Source organism: Desulfovibrio subterraneus, assembly GCF_013340285.1.
Lineage (GTDB): Bacteria > Desulfobacterota > Desulfovibrionia > Desulfovibrionales > Desulfovibrionaceae > Halodesulfovibrio > Halodesulfovibrio subterraneus.
Genome location: NZ_BLVO01000013.1, coordinates 128,114 through 147,515, shown reverse-complemented (window position 1 = coordinate 147,515; position 19,402 = coordinate 128,114). Strand labels below are relative to the sequence as shown.

17 protein-coding genes are annotated in these 19,402 nt (G+C 58.0%); 10 read left to right on the top strand and 7 right to left on the bottom strand.

Annotated elements, in window-relative coordinates; translation table 11 throughout:
* Window positions 1–140: 140 nt before the first annotated feature.
* From sqr to HUV30_RS07555, 4 genes are all read left to right on the top strand, one after another.
* Window positions 141–1,385 (top strand): type III sulfide quinone reductase, selenoprotein subtype, encoded by a 1,245-nt coding sequence (sqr, locus tag HUV30_RS07570; RefSeq protein ID WP_174404838.1) that lies wholly within the window; start codon window positions 141–143, stop codon window positions 1,383–1,385.
* A gap of 10 nt (window positions 1,386–1,395) precedes the next feature.
* Window positions 1,396–2,001 carry a DUF1641 domain-containing protein gene (locus HUV30_RS07565; RefSeq protein ID WP_174404837.1) on the top strand — a complete coding sequence of 202 codons (606 nt, stop codon included), beginning with the start codon at window positions 1,396–1,398 and terminating at the stop codon, window positions 1,999–2,001.
* Window positions 2,002–2,133: 132 nt separating this feature from the next.
* Entirely contained in the window at window positions 2,134–2,487 is a 354-nt protein-coding gene (locus tag HUV30_RS07560; protein WP_174404836.1) for a response regulator, read from the top strand.
* A 96-nt stretch (window positions 2,488–2,583) separates the two neighbouring features.
* Window positions 2,584–4,545, top strand: a complete 1,962-nt coding sequence (locus HUV30_RS07555; protein WP_174404835.1) for a PAS domain-containing sensor histidine kinase — start codon at window positions 2,584–2,586, stop codon at window positions 4,543–4,545.
* 189 nt (window positions 4,546–4,734) lie between these two features.
* On the opposite strand, the gene HUV30_RS07550 is transcribed toward HUV30_RS07555, so the two are convergent.
* Window positions 4,735–5,211 carry a NanQ anomerase/TabA/YiaL family protein gene (locus HUV30_RS07550; protein WP_174404834.1) on the bottom strand — a complete coding sequence of 159 codons (477 nt, stop codon included), beginning with the start codon at window positions 5,209–5,211 and terminating at the stop codon, window positions 4,735–4,737.
* 330 nt (window positions 5,212–5,541) lie between these two features.
* On the opposite strand from HUV30_RS07550, the gene HUV30_RS07545 reads away from it, so the two are divergent.
* Window positions 5,542–6,765 (top strand): efflux RND transporter periplasmic adaptor subunit, encoded by a 1,224-nt coding sequence (locus tag HUV30_RS07545; protein WP_174404833.1) that lies wholly within the window; start codon window positions 5,542–5,544, stop codon window positions 6,763–6,765.
* A gap of 3 nt (window positions 6,766–6,768) precedes the next feature.
* Window positions 6,769–9,861: an efflux RND transporter permease subunit gene (locus HUV30_RS07540; protein ID WP_174404832.1), complete on the top strand. Its 3,093-nt coding sequence runs from the start codon at window positions 6,769–6,771 to the stop codon at window positions 9,859–9,861.
* Between the two features lie 131 nt (window positions 9,862–9,992).
* Here HUV30_RS07540 and HUV30_RS07535 read toward each other — a convergent pair whose 3' ends face one another.
* The 3 genes from HUV30_RS07535 to HUV30_RS07525 form a co-directional block, all read right to left on the bottom strand.
* Window positions 9,993–10,343 carry a PilZ domain-containing protein gene (locus HUV30_RS07535; RefSeq protein WP_174404831.1) on the bottom strand — a complete coding sequence of 117 codons (351 nt, stop codon included), beginning with the start codon at window positions 10,341–10,343 and terminating at the stop codon, window positions 9,993–9,995.
* Window positions 10,344–10,472: 129 nt separating this feature from the next.
* Window positions 10,473–11,651: a cytidine deaminase gene (locus HUV30_RS07530; protein WP_174404830.1), complete on the bottom strand. Its 1,179-nt coding sequence runs from the start codon at window positions 11,649–11,651 to the stop codon at window positions 10,473–10,475.
* 127 nt (window positions 11,652–11,778) lie between these two features.
* On the bottom strand, window positions 11,779–12,678 hold the full coding sequence (locus HUV30_RS07525) for a hypothetical protein (RefSeq protein ID WP_174404829.1): 900 nt from the start codon (window positions 12,676–12,678) through the stop codon (window positions 11,779–11,781).
* Window positions 12,679–12,864: 186 nt separating this feature from the next.
* Here HUV30_RS07525 and HUV30_RS07520 point away from each other — a divergent pair, with 186 nt between their 5' ends.
* Window positions 12,865–13,350: a CinA family protein gene (locus tag HUV30_RS07520; RefSeq protein ID WP_174404828.1), complete on the top strand. Its 486-nt coding sequence runs from the start codon at window positions 12,865–12,867 to the stop codon at window positions 13,348–13,350.
* 319 nt (window positions 13,351–13,669) lie between these two features.
* Here HUV30_RS07520 and HUV30_RS07515 read toward each other — a convergent pair whose 3' ends face one another.
* Window positions 13,670–14,167: a hypothetical protein gene (locus HUV30_RS07515; protein WP_174404827.1), complete on the bottom strand. Its 498-nt coding sequence runs from the start codon at window positions 14,165–14,167 to the stop codon at window positions 13,670–13,672.
* 272 nt (window positions 14,168–14,439) lie between these two features.
* Here HUV30_RS07515 and HUV30_RS07510 point away from each other — a divergent pair, with 272 nt between their 5' ends.
* The 3 genes from HUV30_RS07510 (at window position 14,440) to cmk (ending at window position 16,935) form a co-directional block, all read left to right on the top strand.
* Window positions 14,440–14,886, top strand: a complete 447-nt coding sequence (locus tag HUV30_RS07510) for a universal stress protein (RefSeq protein ID WP_174404826.1) — start codon at window positions 14,440–14,442, stop codon at window positions 14,884–14,886.
* A 266-nt stretch (window positions 14,887–15,152) separates the two neighbouring features.
* Entirely contained in the window at window positions 15,153–16,277 is a 1,125-nt protein-coding gene (gene hisC, locus HUV30_RS07505; protein WP_174404825.1) for a histidinol-phosphate transaminase, read from the top strand.
* Window positions 16,267–16,935, top strand: coding sequence for a (d)CMP kinase (gene cmk / locus HUV30_RS07500; protein ID WP_174404824.1), 669 nt, complete (start codon window positions 16,267–16,269; stop codon window positions 16,933–16,935). The genes hisC and cmk overlap by 11 nt, the downstream gene beginning before the upstream one ends.
* 154 nt (window positions 16,936–17,089) lie before the next feature.
* Here cmk and HUV30_RS07495 read toward each other — a convergent pair whose 3' ends face one another.
* Complete coding sequence (locus HUV30_RS07495) at window positions 17,090–18,340, bottom strand: uracil-xanthine permease family protein (RefSeq protein WP_174404823.1); 1,251 nt, start codon at window positions 18,338–18,340, stop codon at window positions 17,090–17,092.
* Between the two features lie 330 nt (window positions 18,341–18,670).
* Window positions 18,671–19,297, bottom strand: a complete 627-nt coding sequence (gene upp, locus HUV30_RS07490) for a uracil phosphoribosyltransferase (RefSeq protein WP_174404822.1) — start codon at window positions 19,295–19,297, stop codon at window positions 18,671–18,673.
* Between the last annotated feature and the right edge of the window lie 105 nt (window positions 19,298–19,402).

The following is a 19,402-nucleotide window of genomic DNA, read 5'->3' as shown; positions in this document are numbered from 1 at the left end:
TCCCGAGCACATACGCATACCCCTTTCCCGTAAGGGGCAGGCCGGTCACAGAGCCGGACACACAACGAATACATCTTCCGCCGCGGCGGGGGAAAACAATAACGCACTTAGAACATAGCATTCGATAAAGGAGACCTGGCATGAAAAAACTGCTCATTCTCGGTTCCGGTTCCGGCGGTACCATGGTTGCAGCAAAGATGCGCAAACTGCTGGCGGAGTCCGAATGGGACATCACCATCATTGATCGCGATCCCATCCACCACTATCAGCCCGGCTGGCTGTTCGTGCCTTTCGGCATCTACACCATGAAGGATTGCGTCAAGCCCAAGTCCGACTTCATACCCAAGGGCGTGAACTTTGTTCTCGATACCATCGTGAACATCGACCCCGCCGCCAAGGTGGTCACCACCAAGCAGGGCAAGTATGAATACGACTACATGGTGATCTCCACCGGCTGTCGCATCATGCCCGACGAAATCGAAGGCATGTCTGACGGCTGGCGCAAGAACATCTTCGACTTCTACACCCCTGACGGCGCTCAGGCCCTGTGCCCCCAGATGCACAACTTCAAGAAGGGCCGCATGGTGTTCAACATCGCCGAAATGCCCATCAAGTGCCCGGTTGCTCCTCTCGAATTCGTATACATGGCTGACTGGTTCTTCACCAAGATGGGTGTTCGCAAGGACATCGAAATCGAACTGGTGACCCCCCTCACCGGCGCCTTCACCAAGGCCGTTGCCGCCGAAGTGCTCGGCAAGCTGTGCGACGAAAAGAACATCAAGGTTGTTCCCAACTTCGTTCTCGACAGCGTTGATGCCGAAAACAAGGTCATCTCCGACGTCATGGGCAACGAACTTGATTACGACATGCTCGTTTCCATTCCCCCGAACTTCGGTCAGCAGGTCATCGAAGATTCCGGTCTGGGCGATGCCATGATGTACATCCCCACCGACAACGCCACCCTGAAGGCCGAGCAGATGGAAAACGTGTACGTGCTTGGTGACACCACCAACGTGCCCACTTCCAAGGCCGGTTCCGTGGCTCACTTCGAGTGCGACATCGTGTGCGCCAACCTGTTTGCCGAAATCGAAGGCCACGAGCCTCACCACCACTTCGACGGGCACTCCAACTGCTTCATCGTAACCGGTTTCGACAAGGCTTCCCTCATCGACTTCAACTACACTGTGGAACCCCTGCCCGGTAAGTTCCCCCTGCCCGGCGTCGGTCCCTTCGACCTGCTCGGCGAAAGCCGCATGAACTACTACGGCAAGCTGATGTTCCGCTGGATCTACTTCAACCTGATGATGAAGGGCCACGAACTGCCGTTCGAACCTGACATGTACATGGCCGGCAAGCTCGACGTCCGCAAAGCCAAGAAAGACTAGGGGCGGTGCAATGACCAACGAAGAACGCATTCTCGAACGCCTCGAGTCTCTCGAGGAGAAGATCAGCATGATGCACAGCCGTGCAGAAACCATGCAGGATCTTCAGGAGACCGTCACTCCCATAGTACGGGACGTGATGAATAACGTGATGCTGAAAAGCTTCAGCGACGTGCAGGAACGCTGCACCCTTGAAGACCTTGGCGCACTGTCCAAGCGCTTCATGATGAGCGTTCGCGACCTCACCTGGATGCTGGAATCTCTTGAGAACATCATCGAGCTGTGGCGCACCTGCGAACCCATGATCAAGCCCACCTTCATCGCTTCCATCCAGAAGTTCGATGAACTGGACCAGAAGGGCGTGTTCAGAGCGCTTGGCGCACTGGGCGAATCCATGGGCGACATTACCCAGAAGTACACCCCCGAAGAGTTCGGCCGCATGGGCAGCGCCCTTGTGAACATGGCCGGTCTGCTTGAGCGCCTTGCCGATGCGGACATCGAGAATGCCAGGAGCGTAAGCCCCCTCGGCATGGTCGGTCAGCTGCACAGCAAGGAATCCAAACAGGCTCTCGGGATAATGGTCGAACTGCTTTCCGCCCTCGGAAAGAACAAGGCCTAACCAAGATATCCCCTCATGGTCCCGTGCCGCCCCTGCCGCGCACGCTGCGCGCAGGCAATCCGTCAAGGAGCGGCACGGGACGATGGGAGATACCCGAACGAACTGTCCGGAAAACTGAACAGGGAGGCCCGTATGGCCAAGAAGATCCTCATCGTTGATGATGACCCGACCATTGTTGCATTCCTCGAAGACCTGCTGCGCGATCACGACTACTCTACCTGCGCCGCTCACAGCTGTGCGGAAGGTCTTGAAAAAGCTCGTCAGGAAAAGCCTGACCTTGTGCTCCTGGATATGGAAATGCCCGACAAGGGCGGCACCATGTTCTATGCGAACATGCGCAAGGAAACGGAAATCAGGGATACGCCTGTTGTGGTTGTCAGCGGCGTGGGCCCCCGTCCTCCGGCGTTGCGCAAGGGTGTTCCCACCATATCCAAGCCTGTTGACGTTTCCCTGCTGCTCACCACGGTTGCAGAGCGTATTGCCTAGGATTTCCAGTAACAAGGCCGTGCGGCGCAATACGCCTCACGGCCTTGTCATATCCTTAAACCGGGACGGCCCGCACAAAAGCCGGAAGAGATGTTCATGCTCCCATTTCCATCCGCCAATTCCTACAACGGCACTTCCGACACTCCTTCCGTTCTTGTGACCTTTGACGCGCCGGATGTGGTGGCCCTGCTCGACAGGGCCGGATTCCGCGTTCTGACAAGTCAGGGACCGCTGGGCGGCCTGTGCTGCATTCCGTCACTGTCTGCGGCTGCACCCGCCGGCATGGCGGCGCCCACCGTCATTCTGGCCCGCCCGCATACCGTTCCCGATTTCCTCGATTCCGAGGTGGTCATACTGGCCTATCCCGAAGAATTTTCCGATGCTGCCACTCTGCTGGACGAGGGCGCATCTGCCATGGTGCCGGAGCCGTACAATCCCGCACTGCTGCTCGCCACCATCCGCAAGGCATGGGACGACGCCACCATGCGCCATGAACTGCGCCGCTATCAGGATGACAGCCGCAAGGTGGCCCACGAACAGGCCGCCGCCATGCTGCAGGATGAACGCATTGCCGCGGCAGGCATGATTGTGGAAGGCCTTTCCCGCGCCATGCTCGAAGCGGTGGAAGATGCAAAATGCGCCCAGTATGTGGCGCAGCTCCCCACCCATGCAGCCCTGCACGAGCGCGGCGGCAGCATTGTGGCGGCCAACAATGCCTTCCGCGGCCGGTTCGGCCCTGATGCGGACAGAGGCATCATCTACCAGTCAGCAGGCAACGAAGGCTGGATACATCCGGTGGAAGAAACCTTTACCACCGGCACGTCCTGCAAGCGCTGCGAACCCATTTTCACCGCCCATGGCGAAGAACTGCCCGCACTCATATATACCTTTCCCATCCGGGGGCCGGAACGCGAATACGACCTTGTGCTGGAAATTGCCGTGGACGTATCCGAAGTGGAAGCCCAGCAGCAGAAGCTGCTCACCGTGCAGAAGCAGTATCGCAAACTCTTTGACGAAGCGCCCTGCTTCATCACCGTGCAGGACAGGGACCTGCGTGTGGTGGACGCCAACAGGCGCTTCAAGGAGCAGTTCAGCTTCACGCCCGGCGCACGCTGCCATGAGCTGTACAAGCATTGTTCCGAGCCCTGTACGGATTGTCCCATCCTGCGTACCTTTGAAGACGGTCAGTCTCATCAGGCAGAGATGCAGGTAACCAACAATGAGGGCACTCCCTGCAATATTCTTGTCCAGACAGCTCCCATCTATGATGAGAACGGCGAACTTTCCCGTGTCATCGAGCTGTCCACGGACATCACCATGATCCGGCAGCTGCAGAGCCATCTGGCATCGCTCGGCATCATGCTCGGTTCCATGTCGCACGGCATGAAGGGCCTGCTCATGGCCATTGACGGCGGGGCCTACAGGCTGGAGGCCGGACTGAAGCGCGAGGATATTGAACGCATCGCATCCGGCTGGACGCAGATCCGCGAGAAGCTGGGCAGCCTGCGCAAAATGTCGCTGGACATTCTGGACTATGCCAAGAACCGTGAACTGGTTCCGGTGCAGACAGACATCAAAACCTTTGCCGCAAAGCTCATGGATACCGTGCGCCACAAGGCGGAATCCAACAACATAGCCCTGACGCTGGAAATGAATCTGGCGCACGGCACATTCGAGGCCGACACCCTGCCCCTTTCCTCCGCCCTGACCAACATTCTGGATAACGCTGTTGATGCCTGCCTGTTTGACAGAAGCAAGACCGGTCATTCTGTGCTTTTCCGCGTATGGTGCAACGAAACGGAACTGCATATGGTTGTTGAAGACAATGGCGTGGGCATGGACAGACAGGTGCGCGAAAACATGTTCACCCTGTTCTTCTCCTCCAAGGGACATGTGGGAACCGGCATAGGCCTGTTCTACGCGCATGATGTGATTACCCGCCATCACGGGCAGATAATGGTGGAGTCGGAACTGGGCAGGGGGTCATGCTTTCATGTGCGCCTGCCGCTGCGCCAGCCTGTTACGGGTGCCCCGCCCTCCGCAACCTGCCCCTGTTGATTCAGCCCGACTGCATCCTGACCTACTGCATCCTGACCTACTGCATCTTGACCTACTGCATCTTGACCTACTGCATCTTGACCTACTGCATCTTGACAGGACAAGCGATACAAACAATACGGCGGCATGCCTTTTGACATGCCGCCGTATTATATTCCGGATAGTGAAACGAACGTCCGGTGCAGAGGGCTAGCGCCCCTTCAGCAGAGACAGGCGAATCTTCACCACCACTTTTTTCACAGCCTCAGGCACACCATCTCTGGCCACTCCCGGTGCATGCGCGTCTTCAGGGTACAACACCGAGAACACGCCGTTTCCCAGCGTGATGCGTGTTGCCGGTGCTCCCGCACGGGTATGCAACATGTAGTCACCGCGTGCGGGGTCGTAGTCCTGCAACACGGCAAGCGTACCCAGCGGGGCATAATCCAGCCACTCGCTGCCGCGCAGAAGGAACTGCACATCGGCATATTCCCTGTGCGATTCATAGGGCTTGCGCTCTTCCGGAACGGTTTCGTATTCCGCCACCTCGGCAAATATGTCGGTTCCGTCTATGGTGTGCCTGCCGGTGGCCACATCGGAAGACAGGCTCTCCAGAAAACAAAACGCCTTTTCCCATGCGGGACCAAGGGGATAATTCCGCCAGTTGCCAATGGTATCCACTATCATGGCCTAACCTCGTGTGAGCTGTATCCGGCCTGAGCGGAAAAACACTCCGGAACGTGCCTATATGATGCCGGAACGTAAAAGACGCATTGGACCGTGCCGCTGTTATGGATTTTTTATTTCCCCCTGTAAACGGCATTATGAAGACTTGATCATAACATCCTGATTGGTCAGACCTCTTTTGCCAACCCATTCAAAAATCAGCGCAACCGTTCAATTAACAGACTAAAATTCTTATTGACTGCAAGCCGCGTTCTGACAAACATCCTTCCCACACGGGAACGCCTGCCGGCGTTCCGCCAACGCCCACGCCCCCACCACGGAGACATGTTCATGGTTCATCGCTCAAGTCACGTATTTCCCCCTGCTCTCACGCTGCCCCTGCTGCTCTGCGTCTCACTCCTTCTGGGCGCCTGTTCCGGCGATGCGCCGGAAAATGCCAAGGGCAAACGCGCCGTACCTGTTCTTGTCGCCACCGCAGTGCAGGAACCGGCACAATATATTGTTACTGCCGTGGGCAACGTGCAGCCGCAAGCCTCGGTGGAAATCAAGACGCAGGTAGGCGGCACCATCGTGGAGCAAAAGGTTCGTGACGGTCAGAGCGTCCGCGAAGGCGACCTGCTCTTCCGCATAGATCCGCGCCCCTTCGAGCTGACCATCCGTGAAGCGCAGGCAAGGCTCAGCCGCAACCGCATTCTTCTGGAAAAGGCCAACAAGGACCTCAAGCGCTATGCGCAGCTGAACAAGATCAACGCTGTTGCACAGGAGCAGTACGATAAAACCTATGCCGACGCCAAATCGCTTGAAAGCGACATACAGCTGAACGTGGCAACGCTTGAGCGAGCCCAGCTCGACCTCAGCTATACGGTCATCCGTGCGCCCATATCCGGCAACGTGGGCATTGTGCAGGTAAACGAGGGCAACGTGATCAAGGCCAACGACGACCGCACCCTGTGCGTCATCAACCAGCTTGAACCCATTTCCATCTCCTTCTCCCTGCCGGAAAAATATCTGCCCGATGTCATGGCCATGCGGCAGACCGGTGAAGTAGCCGTTTATGTCACACCCGCCGCCGGAAGAACCGACAGCGCCAAACAAGACGGAGCCGATACATTCCCCCCCATCAAGGCAACGCTGACCGCCATGGACAACACCGTGGACACGACCACCGGCACCATCAAGCTGCGCGCACAGTATGCCAATACCGACAAAAAGCTGTGGCCCGGCCAGTTTGTCAGAGCCGGACTGGTGCTGCGTGAAAAGCCCGATGCGGTGCTCATTCCCACCGCTGCCATCATGGACGGCATAAACGGCTCTTATGTCTATGTCATCACGCCTGAGAACAAGGCGGAAGACCGTCTTGTCACCGTGGATTTTCTTGCGGGTGACAGGTCCGTCATCACAACGGGCCTGAAGGCCGGAGAACGCGTCGCCCTTGACGGACAGGTGCGGCTTGCCCCCGGCCTGGCAGTGGAAGTGCGCGAGGGAGCCGGAAGCAAGGCCGCCGCTCCGGAACAGTCCAAGTCCGCCGGCGAGACTCCGGCAAAGGCCCAGTAGCGCATGAACCCGTCAGCACTGTTCATCAACCGCCCGGTCATGACCACGCTGGTCATGCTGGCCATGCTCATTTTCGGCATCATGGCCTACAAGGGGCTGCCTGTCAGCGACCTGCCCAGCGTGGACTTTCCCACCATTGAGGTAACGGCCAACCTTTCCGGTGCCAGCCCGGAGACCATGGCATCCTCGGTGGCAACTCCGCTGGAAAAGCAGTTTTCCACCATCGCCGGTCTGGACTCCATGAGCTCGGTCAACGGCATGGGCACCTCGCGTGTGACCCTGCAGTTCAATCTGAACAAGAATATCGACGCAGCCGCACTTGATGTGCAGTCCGCCATTACAGCGGCCATGCGCAACCTGCCGGAAGACATGGACTCCCCGCCCACCTTCCGCAAGGTGAACCCTGCGGACTTCCCCATCCTGTATCTGGCCATATCATCCCCCACCATGCGGCTTTCGGACGTAAACGAATACGCAGAAGGCATGATGGCGCAGCGCATCTCCATGATCAACGGGGTTGCGCAGGTGCAGGTATACGGCTCCAAGAAATATGCGGTGCGCATTCAACTTGACCCTGAAACGCTGGCCGCCAAGGAAATAGGCGTTGACGAAGTGGCAAACGCCATCCGCAACGGCAACGTGAACCTGCCGGTGGGCACCATCAGCGGGTCTGCCCGTGAATACACCGTGCGCTCTTCCGGCCAGCTCATGGATGCCGCCAGCTACCGCCCGCTCATCATCGCGTGGCGCAACGGCGCGCCTGTTCGCCTTGGCGAAGTGGCCACCGTGCTCGACAGCGTGGAACGCACCCGCAGGCTCAACTGGTACAGCGGCACCCCCGGCATGGTGCTGGCCATTCAGCGCCAGCCCGGAACAAACACCGTGGCCGTGGCAGACTCCATCCGCGCCCTGCTGCCGGAATTCCGCGCCATGCTGCCCGCCTCTGCCAACCTTGAGGTGCTGTACGACAGGTCAGAGTCCATCCGCGATTCAGTAGAGGACGTCAAATTCACCCTCGTGCTGACCATCTGCCTCGTCATCATGGTCATATTCCTGTTCCTGCGCAAATTCTCGGCCACGCTCATCCCCAGCCTTGCGCTGCCCATGTCCATCGTCGGCACCTTTGCCGTGATGCACCTCATGGACTTCAGTCTCGACAACATCTCGCTCATGGCGCTCACACTTTCGGTGGGCTTCGTCGTGGACGACGCCATCGTCATGCTCGAAAACATCGTCCGGCATCAGGAAATGGGCAAGACGGTGCGCGCTGCGGTTATGGACGGTTCAAAAGAAATCGCCTTCACCATCATTTCCATGACCATCTCCCTTGCGGCCGTGTTCATTCCCGTGCTCTTCATGGGCGGCGTGGTGGGCAGGCTTTTCCACGAATTTGCCGTCACCATTTCAGCAGCCATTCTGCTTTCCGGCGTGGTATCGCTCACGCTCACGCCCATGCTCTGCAACCTCATCCTGCGCCCCCATACGACCGAGCGCCACGGACGGTTCTACAACCTGATGGAGCGCATGTTCAACGCGTGGCACCGTCTCTACGACGTAACCCTGCACTGGTGCGTACGCCACCATGCGCTGACCATGGGCGTTTCCATCCTGCTGCTCGGGCTCACCGCATGGATGTTCACCATTATTCCCAAGGGCTTTCTGCCCAAGGAAGACACGGGCCGCCTGCAGGCCTCGCTTGTGTATGAAGAAGGCATCAGCTTTGACACCCTTGTGCGCCGCCAGAAGGCTGTGATGGACATTCTGGGCAAGGACAAGGCTGTGGAAGGCTACATGTCCGTTGCCGGTTCCGGCGGTCCCAACTCGGCCAACAACGCCGGTCGCCTGATGATTACTCTCAAGGCGCACGCGGAGCGTACGGAAACGGCCGACGAAGTACTCCAGAGACTGCGTGGCAAACTCTCGCAGGTTCCGGGCGTAAAGATATTCCTGCAGAACCCGCCCGCCATACGCATTGGTGCGCGTTCCTCCAAGGGGCAGTATCAGTACACCCTGCAAAGCCCCAACACAGATGAACTCTACCGTGTGGCAGCGGAGATGGAAGAGCGGCTTTCCACTATCACCGACCTGCAGGACGTGAGCTCGGACATGGAACTGAAAAGCCCAGAACTGCAGATTGCCATCAACCGCGACAAGTCTTCAGCTCTCGGCATAAGCGCCTACCAGATCGAGGACGCACTGGCGGCATCGTTCAGCGAGCGCCGTGTTTCCAGCATTTATGCCGCAAACGACACCTACAAGGTGCTGATGGAACTTGCGCCGGAGTATCAGGCCAATCCTGATTCGCTCTCGTTCCTGCATGTGCGCTCCAAGGACGGCAAGCTCGTTCCCATAGACACCCTCATAGAGCGCAAGATGGGCGTCGGCCCGCTGTATATCAACCATTCCGGCCAGTTGCCCTCTGCCACCGTATCCTTCAACCTGCGGCCCGGTGTTTCGCTGGGAACCGCCATGGCCAAGGTGCAGAGCGCGGCGATGGAGGTGGTACCTTCCAGCGTTTCCACCAGTTTCCAGGGCGAGGCACAGGCGTTTCAGGATTCCATGAAGGGCCTTGCCGTGCTGCTTGTTCTCTCGGTGCTGGTCATCTACATCGTGCTGGGCATTCTGTATGAGAGCTTCATCCACCCGCTGACCATTCTCTCCGGCCTGCCCTCTGCCGGTGTGGGCGCCCTGCTCACCCTCATGATCTTCAAGGCGGACCTGAACCTGTACGGGTTCGTGGGTATTATCATGCTCATCGGCATCGTGAAGAAAAACGCCATCATGATGATCGACTTCGCGCTTGAGGCGCAGCGCAAGCAGGGACTGGACGCCCGCACCGCCATATGCGAAGGCGCGCTTGTCCGCTTCCGCCCCATCATGATGACCACGCTGGCCGCGCTCATGGGTACGCTGCCCATCGCCCTCGGCTTCGGTGCCGGTGCAGAGGCCCGCAGACCGCTCGGCCTTGCCGTTGTGGGCGGCCTCATGCTTTCCCAGCTGCTCACCCTGTACTTCACGCCCGTCTACTACATGTATCTTGACGCGGCGCAGCGCAAACTGCGCGCCTTGTTCGGCAAGACCGAGCAATCGGCCTAAGCTGGCACGCTACCAGAATCACAAAAAAGCCGCCGGATACGCGTATCCGGCGGCTTAATGTATTTCATTCAGAGCATGGGGGGCAGGTGGCGCAGAGAGCTTTGACGATCAGCCCGCCGCACACCAGCCGGCTAGTCAAACGGTTCTTCAAGCTCCTCGCGGTCCACAAGATCGGCATTTGCCATGCGCAGGCGCACCATTGTGGAGAGATGTGCATAGGTTTCTTCGTCCATGCCGGTAAAATCCATGGCGGCATCGTCTGAACCAACCCGTACAATGAGCCCTTCCATTTCCAGCTCAATATCTTCGGATAGCGGAATCCGCAGCATGCACTCCTCTCTGAGCGGCGGCAGCACGGCAGCGGATATCAGCGCTCCCTTGAGAGAAATGTCCCGCGTCTGCACAGGCCACTCCTTGCCCCGGAGCACAAGAATACCTTCATAACTGCCGCGCACCCTGCTGCGCTTGCGTCTGTTCGGCATGAAAACTCCTTTACTACTGGTCCGCCGGAGACAATGCCGACAGCCCGAGACTTCCCACACGGGAATTATAACGCAGAAAACCACCGGCGTGCAACCGGTGGTTTCCCTTCCTTACCGTAAAATCAAAAATCAATACTGGTAGGACTGCGGACGGCTGTCGTGGGGATACGGCAACAGCTCCGATACCATCTTCAGTTCAACCTTGCCCGCCTGCGGTTGTACAACGCACAGAATACCCCGCCCGAACTCGTACAGGAACTGCCTGTCTCCGGCAGAGGGAGCCATTACGCTGCCGTCGGGAGCAACGGATACCACGGCGCGGAATTCATATTCCCCTTCCGACACTGCCTTCAGCACGGCAGTGCGCAGGGCGGTCTGTGATTCGCTGATGAGCGAATTCTCGACATTGCAGCCTGTCACTATCCTGCCCGAACGAGTCAGCACGGCAGCCCCCACGGGCACGCGGGAATACGGCGCGTAGGCATTGATGGCCGCATTGCGCGCCGCGGTATACAGGGCGGTGTATTCTTCCGGATGCAGGTCCGGCACGAACCATTTGCGATAGATGCGGTCATACTCACCGTTCTGGATAATACGCAGCATGCCCCTGTTGATCATGGCCAGCAACTTGTCCTGATCACGGTTCACGGCAAAATAGGTATCCGATACAACCAGCGGGGTCCCCACTGCCGTTATGGTACCCAGCTTCAGTTTATCAATCAGGTAGTATGCGGTCTGGGTCGGGCCACCGTAGGCAACCACTTCGTCATTATACAGCGCCTTGAGCGCCTCTGTCTTGCTTCTGTAGAGCTTGATGTTCAGCCCGCCGAACTCTTCCAGCACCCGTTGCTGATACGAACCCTTTTCAACCGCAACGGTCTGCCCGCGCAGAAGCGTCACGTTACCCACCCGCGCGGCAGGTTTGGTGAACAGTTTTATCTGCATGGGCATGGTAGGCTTGTCGGCAAATTTGTAGAGCAACTGGCGCTGCTTGGTTACGGCCAGGCCTGAGGAAACCTGAATATTGCCTGCAGAAAGTTCAACCTGCACCTGATCCCACGTCAGCGGGCGCATGATGAGCCGCACGTTGTCTTCCTGCAGAATGGCCTGAATGAGGTCCACGTCAAACCCGGCAGGCTTTCCCGCCGCCTCTTCAAAGCTGTAGGGAGGGTATTCACGGTCAAACCCGTAAATAACCTTCATGGGCGGTTCGGCCACTGCGGGCCGGACAGCCGCACAGAGCACCAGCACGGCGGAAAACAGCAACACGGCTGTGAGTGGATTGCGCAGAGCGTTGCGAAAATGCATGTACCGTCTCCTGAATTATTAGGCGTTCTGCCGTAACATATCGGCAGCGAAGCAAATAACTGTAGGGTTATGGGCGGGGTTGCACATCACAACAGGATTATGAGCAAACGTGCTCGGCATAATCAAGTTATGCGCAGGTCTGTTCATTCAGGGTGCAATCCAGCCGCTGCTCAAGCCGGACAATGGTCTTGTCCACGGCGTCTTTTTCCCGCTCGTAAAAACGCTTGGCAAACTCCCTTATAGCTGGCTCCACTTCGCCAAGGGGAGGCAGCGCGGGCAAGGGTCCCACTCCTGCAAGATGACAGGCAACGGGCTTAAGGCACAGGCTTCTGTCCATGGACGGGACAAGACCGTCCACCCCCGTGCCGGAAACCCGTTCCTGCGACAGCATCGCAACATCCATGGACCGCGCCATACCCAGCACCTGTGAAGGAGACTGGTTGCGGTTTACCTCTTCTATGCGCGCGTTGATCTCGTCGCACCACGCGGTATAGCGTTTCCAGCCCACGGTTCTGCTCTGAATCGTCCCCATGGTGCCGATCATGGCGTTGGACGAGGATGCCCCCTCGGGCTCCTTTCCCTTGTTTTCAGAAGAAGGTGCATACGCCTGCACGGGGTAGCGGCGGGTATAGCCACTTCCGTTCAGATACCTGTCAAAAGCATCCTGAACATGTCCGTACACCTGACAAAGCAGCCCCGCAAACCGCCTCTTGCGCGTAAGTCCCCAGGGCAGGCGCACAAACAGGCAGGGGCGCACTCCGCGTACCTTATCGTGCAGACCGGACGGAGCAACACCAACCGGCAGCATATCAAAAAACGCCTGCGCCCCCTTCTCTCCCTGCAACAGGGTATACAACAGCGCGCAACAACACAGGGCCCGCTGCCCGGCCAAAGCTACATCAGCTTCCTTCGCTTCGAAGAGGTCTATTTCGTCGTCAATGGCTCTGCGGGCGCCGAAAAAGCTGTCCGCCATTTCCGACATAACCTCATCCTGCAGCAGGGAAGTAAGATTCGTCTGTTTCGTCATGCCTCATCGCACCGCAAGCCCCTTTGAGGGGCAGTTCTGTTTGCACTGTTTCATCATTCAGAGAGAGTATACGTCCCCCGTGGCCATGGCAAGAAGGAGGCAGGAATGCGGGAGCGACAGGCCATGCAGCGTGACCGCCTTGCGGGACTCAACAAAGGATGGTAGCCCCACGAAAGGAGAATACGCATGTTTGCAGATTTACACCCTTCCATCCTCCGGCTGGGAGCCCTGCTCACGGACAAGGGCATGCAGCTCGGCACGGCAGAATCCTGCACCGGCGGACTCATTGCCGCCGCCTGCACCGATGTTTCCGGCTCTTCGGCCTGGTTCTCCGGCGGTGTGGTGGCCTATGCCAACGAGATCAAGGAACAGGTGCTCGGCGTTCCGCATGAAACGCTTGTGGCCCACGGTGCCGTAAGCGGCGAAACCGTTGAGGCAATGGTGCGCGGTGCCGCCCGCGTGCTCGGTGTACACTGCGCCGTGGCTGTTTCCGGCATTGCGGGCCCCACGGGCGGCTCGCAGGAAAAGCCTGTCGGCACCGTGTGGCTTGCCGCCTGCGTGGGCGAGGCTCTTTCAGTCCGGTGTTTCCACTTTACGGGCAGCCGCGAGGCCGTGCGCCTGCAGACGGTTCAGGCCGCCATTCAGGAGCTTACAGCCCTGCTTGAAGCCTGATCTGCAATGCGCCCTGATAAACCGATCCCGCACATTGCCCCATCCGCCGGCCTCATCCGCCAGCCCTATAATTGGGCCCGATGAATCAACCTGGCTATCTGGTCTGGCTATCTGATCTGGCCATCTGGTCTGGCCATCTGGTCTGGCCATCTGGTCTGGCCATCTGGTCTGGCAGTATGATTGGACAATATGATTGGGCAATATGGCCAGGCTATCACGTTTGTGAACCGGGTTCGGGAATTAGCCAAATAAAAAAGGGACGGAATTGCTTCCGTCCCTTTTCATTCCGGACAGGACAAGCCTGCCGACAGCAGGGCAGCTACACGTAGTCGCCCCTGTTGATCTTGAACCGTTCGGTGAACGACATCACCTCAAGTTCATTAACCACGGATCCCAGATCGGGATAGCGTGCGGAAAGTTCCGGGTTCTGCTCCTTGAGCTGCGAAAGATCACCGGAAATACTCTCCAGCGTTCCATACGCGCCCTTCAGGTCAGGAGATTCGGCGGCACCTATCTGGCGGGAATACAATTCCCACTTGTCCAGCATGCCATCGAGCTGCCCGACAAGTCCGGCAGCCTCCGTTCCCGTACCTTCAACCGCTCCGGCCTCTTCCACCGGGTTCGCCATCAGCAACGGATCCAGAACCATGGCCCGTGCTCCCACAGGAGGCACGGTTGCCTGTGTTTTCGAGGCCTCATCCTGACGCCCCAGCTCCTGTGCAAACAGATCTCCGAAGCCCTCGCCGCCCGTTTTGGACCGCTTGCGGACTTCTTCCTGCTGTTGCAGAGCATCAACCTGTTCTGAACGAATCTTCATCGGCGCACCCCTTCTTTAGGGTTTTGACCGGATTGAGCAAGAAGCCTGCCAACCCTATATAAAACATGCAACATATTGATAACAATCATAATTAACAAAAATCAACAAGGCATTTTCTGCCGCATCGGGAAAAAGCTGCCCGTCTTCCACCAGAGACTAATGCACAACCTTTTCCTTGTCTATGTGTGACAAAATGTGTATACATTAAATGACATTAGGATTCATTCCGCACAACGCGGACTGTGCATGCAATATAGCCACAGGAGGCCAATATGACTGCCATAAACAAGATTCTCGTCGCCGTAGACTTCTCGGATCACAGCAAGTACATCGCCGACTACGCGAAGCTTCTTGCCACCAAGCTGGACGCCGCGCTGGTTGTTGTGTACGCAGCGCCTTCCCTGAGCCAGTATGTTGGATTCCACGTTCCTCCGAACTCCATCGAAAGCTTTGTGGGTGAGATCGTATCCGGAGCCGAAAAGTCTATGGATACCTACCTTGCCGAGAACTTCAGCGGCCTGCAGACAACCGGCAAGGTTGTCACCGGCTACGCGGCAGAAGAAATTCTGGCCACTGCCGAGCAGGAAAATGCCGACATGATCGTCATGGGTACCCACGGACGCAAGGGCATTGACCGCATCCTCTTCGGTTCTGTTGCCGAAAAGGTGGTCAAGGGTGCGAATATCCCCGTACTGACCGTTCGTCCTCCGGCACTGTAAGCCGGGGCGATACAGAGAGCATGCGGATTCCGGAGCAAGACCGTTTTCTGATCATGGTCCGGACACAATCCGGATAAGGTGTGGGCATGGTCTGAAAACATTCAGATCAAACACCGGACGATTCACGGCCAGCTCCCATGTACAGTTCTGCTGTACAGTTCCATTGTCCGCTTGCACTCAGCCCCCCTCGTAGTCTATTCATGGGCGGTCCGAAAGGATCGCCCTTTTCTTCGGCGATATATCACCTTCAGTGAAAGGAGCATCGCATGACCTCTCCACGTAGCCGCGCAACATTGCAGGTGCGGCCCGAAGTGATGGATTTTTCCCCCTACTCGGCGGGACTTTCCATTCAGGAAATCAAGGAACGCTACGGCCTCGATACGGTCGTAAAGCTTGCCAGCAACGAAAATCCGCTTGGCACCTCTCCTCTGGTTCAGCAGGTCATCCGCTCCCATGCCGATCACGTTTTCCGTTACGCCCAGTCCGGCAACCCCCGTCTGGCGCAGAAAATTGCCGCCTTCTTCGGTCTGCAGACAGAATGCGTCGTCACGGGCAACGGTTCAGACGAAGTGATAGACCTGCTCATCCGCGCCAAGGCGCGCCCGGGCATAGATAACATTGTGGCGTTCAACCCCTGCTTTTCCATGTACACCGTGCTGGCCCGCCTGTGCGGTGTGGAACTGCGCCAGACGCCCCTTAACGACGATTTTTCCTTCAACTGGGATGCCCTTGTCTCCCTCACGGACGACAATACCGCCATTGTCTTCGTGACCACGCCGGATAACCCTTCCGGTTACACTCCGCCCGTGGAAGAGATCATGGCCCTTGCAAAGCGGCTGCCCGAACAATGCCTGCTGGTGGTGGACGAAGCCTACATGGACTTCACCGGCAACAGGGACGCTCACTCCATGATGCCCCGCCTTGCAGATTTCCCCAATGTGTGTGTACTGCGCACCTTCTCCAAGAGCTTCGGCCTTGCAGGACTGCGCCTCGGGTTCGGTGCCATGCAGCCTGAGCTGGCGGGCTACCTCAAGCGCATCCGCCCGCCCTTCAGCGTGAACATTCTTGCTGAACACGCAGGCATGGCCGCCATGGACGATACGGTGTTCTTCAACGAAACACTGCGGGTCACCGCCGAAGGACGCGACTATCTGAACAGGGAGCTTGCCGCCCTCGGCTGCACGGTCTACCCATCCAAAGCCAACTTCATCATGTTCGAAGCCCCCATAGACGGTGCGGAACTGCATGAGCAGCTGCTCCGCCGCGGCATTATCCTGCGCCCGCTGAACAAAGGCTACGGGCTGCCCCGCCACATGCGGGTAACCGTGGGCAATGCTCATGAGAACAAGGTTTTCATCAACGCCTTCAAGGAGATTCTCAATGTCCGCTAAGCGGAACATCGTTACGCTGGACGGCCCTGCCGGTGTGGGCAAAACCACGCTGGCAAAGCGCGTTGCCGAGGCCATGGGCATAGCCTACATGGACACCGGCGCCATGTACCGCACGCTGGGCTGGAAGCTCGGCGCGCAGGCTGCATCGCTTGACGAGGCGGTTCTTGCCGAGCGCCTTGCCGCGTGCACTTTTTCGCTTTCCGGCAGCGGCGCAGCCACCGTGCTCGCCGTTAACGGCGTTCCCGTGGGGAATGAAATCCGCACGGAAGAGGTGGGCATGCTCGCCTCCATCGTGGCAAAGCTGCCCGCCGTGCGCGACGCGCTGAAAAAGGCGCAGCAGGCAATGGGCGAGGCCACCCCGCTGGTGGCGGAAGGTCGCGACATGGGTACGGTGGTCTTCCCCGAAGCCCGCTGCAAGATCTTTCTTGATGCCACCCCGCAGGAACGCGCCCGCAGACGCTTTGACCAGCTCGTTTCCATGGGAGATTCTCCCGACCTTGAAGCACTGACCGAACAGATACGCCAGCGCGACGAGCAGGACCGCAACAGGGCTATTGCTCCCCTCCGCCCTGCCGACGATGCCGTTATCGTGGATACCACGTCTCTCGATATCGACGGCGTGTTCGAAGAGATCATGCGCCACGTGCGCACCGCGTAATACGCCATTCCGACAACAAAGCCCCGGTGCCGACCATCTGGTTGCCACCGGGGCTTTTCTTTGTCCTCTTGCCGGCGCGCCAGACAACGAATCCTGACAAAAAAGGCCCCTGACTATACGTCAGGAGCCTTTGGATACGAAAGAGCGGCGGGGGCTACTGCTTATGCGGCTTGCTCTTGGGCAGAACAAGGTTCAGCACCACGCCTATGATACCGGCAAGGCCGATACCCTTGATGGTGAACTCACCGGCATGGAAGGCCATGCCGCCGATGCCGAACACCAGAATAATGGCGACAATGGCCATGTTGCGGGGGTCCATCAGGTCCTTGCCGGCACGAACCAGAGAGTTCATGCCCACAACCACAATGGCGCCGAAGAGCAGAATCATGATGCCGCCCATGACAGGCACGGGAATGGTCTGCAGCAGAGCACCCAGTTTGCCCACAAAGGCAAGTGCCATGGCGGTTATGGCAGCCCAGGTCATGATGCCGGGGTTGAAGGCCTTGGTCAGTGCCACAGCACCGGTTACTTCAGAGTAGGTGGTGTTGGGCGGTCCGCCAAGCATGGAGGCAAACGAGGTGGCAAGACCATCGCCAAGCAGGGTGCGGTGCACGCCGGGCTTGTCCAGATAGTTCTTGTTGGTAACGGAGCCTATGGCAAGAACGTCGCCCACATGTTCGATGGCGGGAGCAATGGCCACGGGAACGATGAAGAGAATGGCCTCAAGGTTCCACTCGGGGAAGGTAAAGGCGGGAACGGCAATCCACGGGGCGTTCAGAACGGGCGAAAAATCAACATACCCGAACAGAATCGAGGTGACATAGCCGACCGCGATACCCAGCAGAATGGGAATGAGCTTTACGATGCCGCGTCCCATCAGGGAAGCAAAGATGGTGGTGCCCAGAGAAATCATGGAAATGAACATGGCCGGTCCCTGCGGAATCAGCTGGATGGAACCGTCGCCAGTTTTTCCCAGTGCCATGAACACGGCAACAGGGGCAAGAATGAGGCCGATGACCATGATGACCGGGCCGGTCACGATGGAGGGCAAAACGCGTTCGAGAATCTGCGGTCCCTGCAGCTTGATGAGCAGTGCGAGCAGCGCGTAAAGCAGACCGGCGGCGGCAAGACCGCACATGGTGCCGGGAATGCCCCAGGTCTGCACACCGTGAATAATGGGCGCAATAAATGCGAACGAAGAAGCCAGAAATACGGGAACGCTACGCTTGGTCACCAGCTGGAACAGCAGGGTCCCGGCACCTGCGGTAAACAGTGCCACGTTGGGGTTCAGCCCGGTCAGCAGCGGTACGAGTACCAGTGCGCCGAACGCGACAAACAACATCTGTGCACCTACAAGACTGTCTTTCAGTCTGAAGGAATACTCGGTGTTGGATATGGACACCATGCCCTCCTCAAATAACGGTTACAAATTATCCCTACGCCTTCCGCCCCCCTATCGCGGTCGGCTTACTCCCTCACGGGAAACCAAAGGCCGGTGCTCCAGACAGAACGAGCCCCTCTTCAATGCTCGTTAACACATGCATCCGCTGCCCTGCCCACCTGCTGCCTCGGCAGCCGGACACCCGGGAAGGGGCGGAACCCCGCCGCCGCAGGTGGCAAACCGGCAGCAGCGAGCCCAAAAAAAGAGCATCCGCCCCTTGGTTATTGCCTCCGAAAAACGGAGGCAAAAAAACCAAAGGCAAATGCCCTGTCCGTTCGAAAACGGTTCGAAACCTTACTTGGTCCCGAAAATCTTGTCGCCTGCATCGCCCAGGCCGGGAAGAATATACCCATGTTCGTTCAGCCGCTCGTCAACGGATGCGGTATAAATATCCACGTCGGGGTGCGCCTTGGTGACACGTTCGATACCTTCGGGTGCCGCCACGAGGAACAGGCCCACAATGTGCTTGCAGCCTGCCTTCTTCAGCAGATCGATGGTAGCGACCAGCGTGCCGCCGGTGGCGAGCATGGGGTCAATAATGATGGCGGTACGCTCGTCGATGTTCTTGGCGAGCTTTACGTAATACTCAACAGGTTCGAGGGTCTCTTCGTTGCGGAACATGCCCACAACGCTGACCTTGGCACCGGGAATCATGTCCAGCAGACCATCCAGCATGCCGAGACCGGCGCGCAGAATCGGGACAACGGTAGCCTTCTTACCCTTGATCTGGTCAACAGTGACAGGTCCTGCCCAACCCTGTATGGTCTTCTTCTCGGTTGCGAGGCTTTTGGTTGCCTCATAAGTGAGAAGACGGCAGATTTCATTAGACAGGGCGCGGAACTCAGACACAGTGACGTCGACTTCACGCAGACGCCCGAGTTTATGTTTGACCAACGGATGGTCAACCACGTAAACAGCCACTCTGGCCTCCTTGAAGAGAGCTTGAAAAAAAACGGCCCTTTTGGCCGCCCAAAACTTTGAGTATTTAGCCCGAACCAGTCACGATGGTCAAGCGCAAGGAAAAAT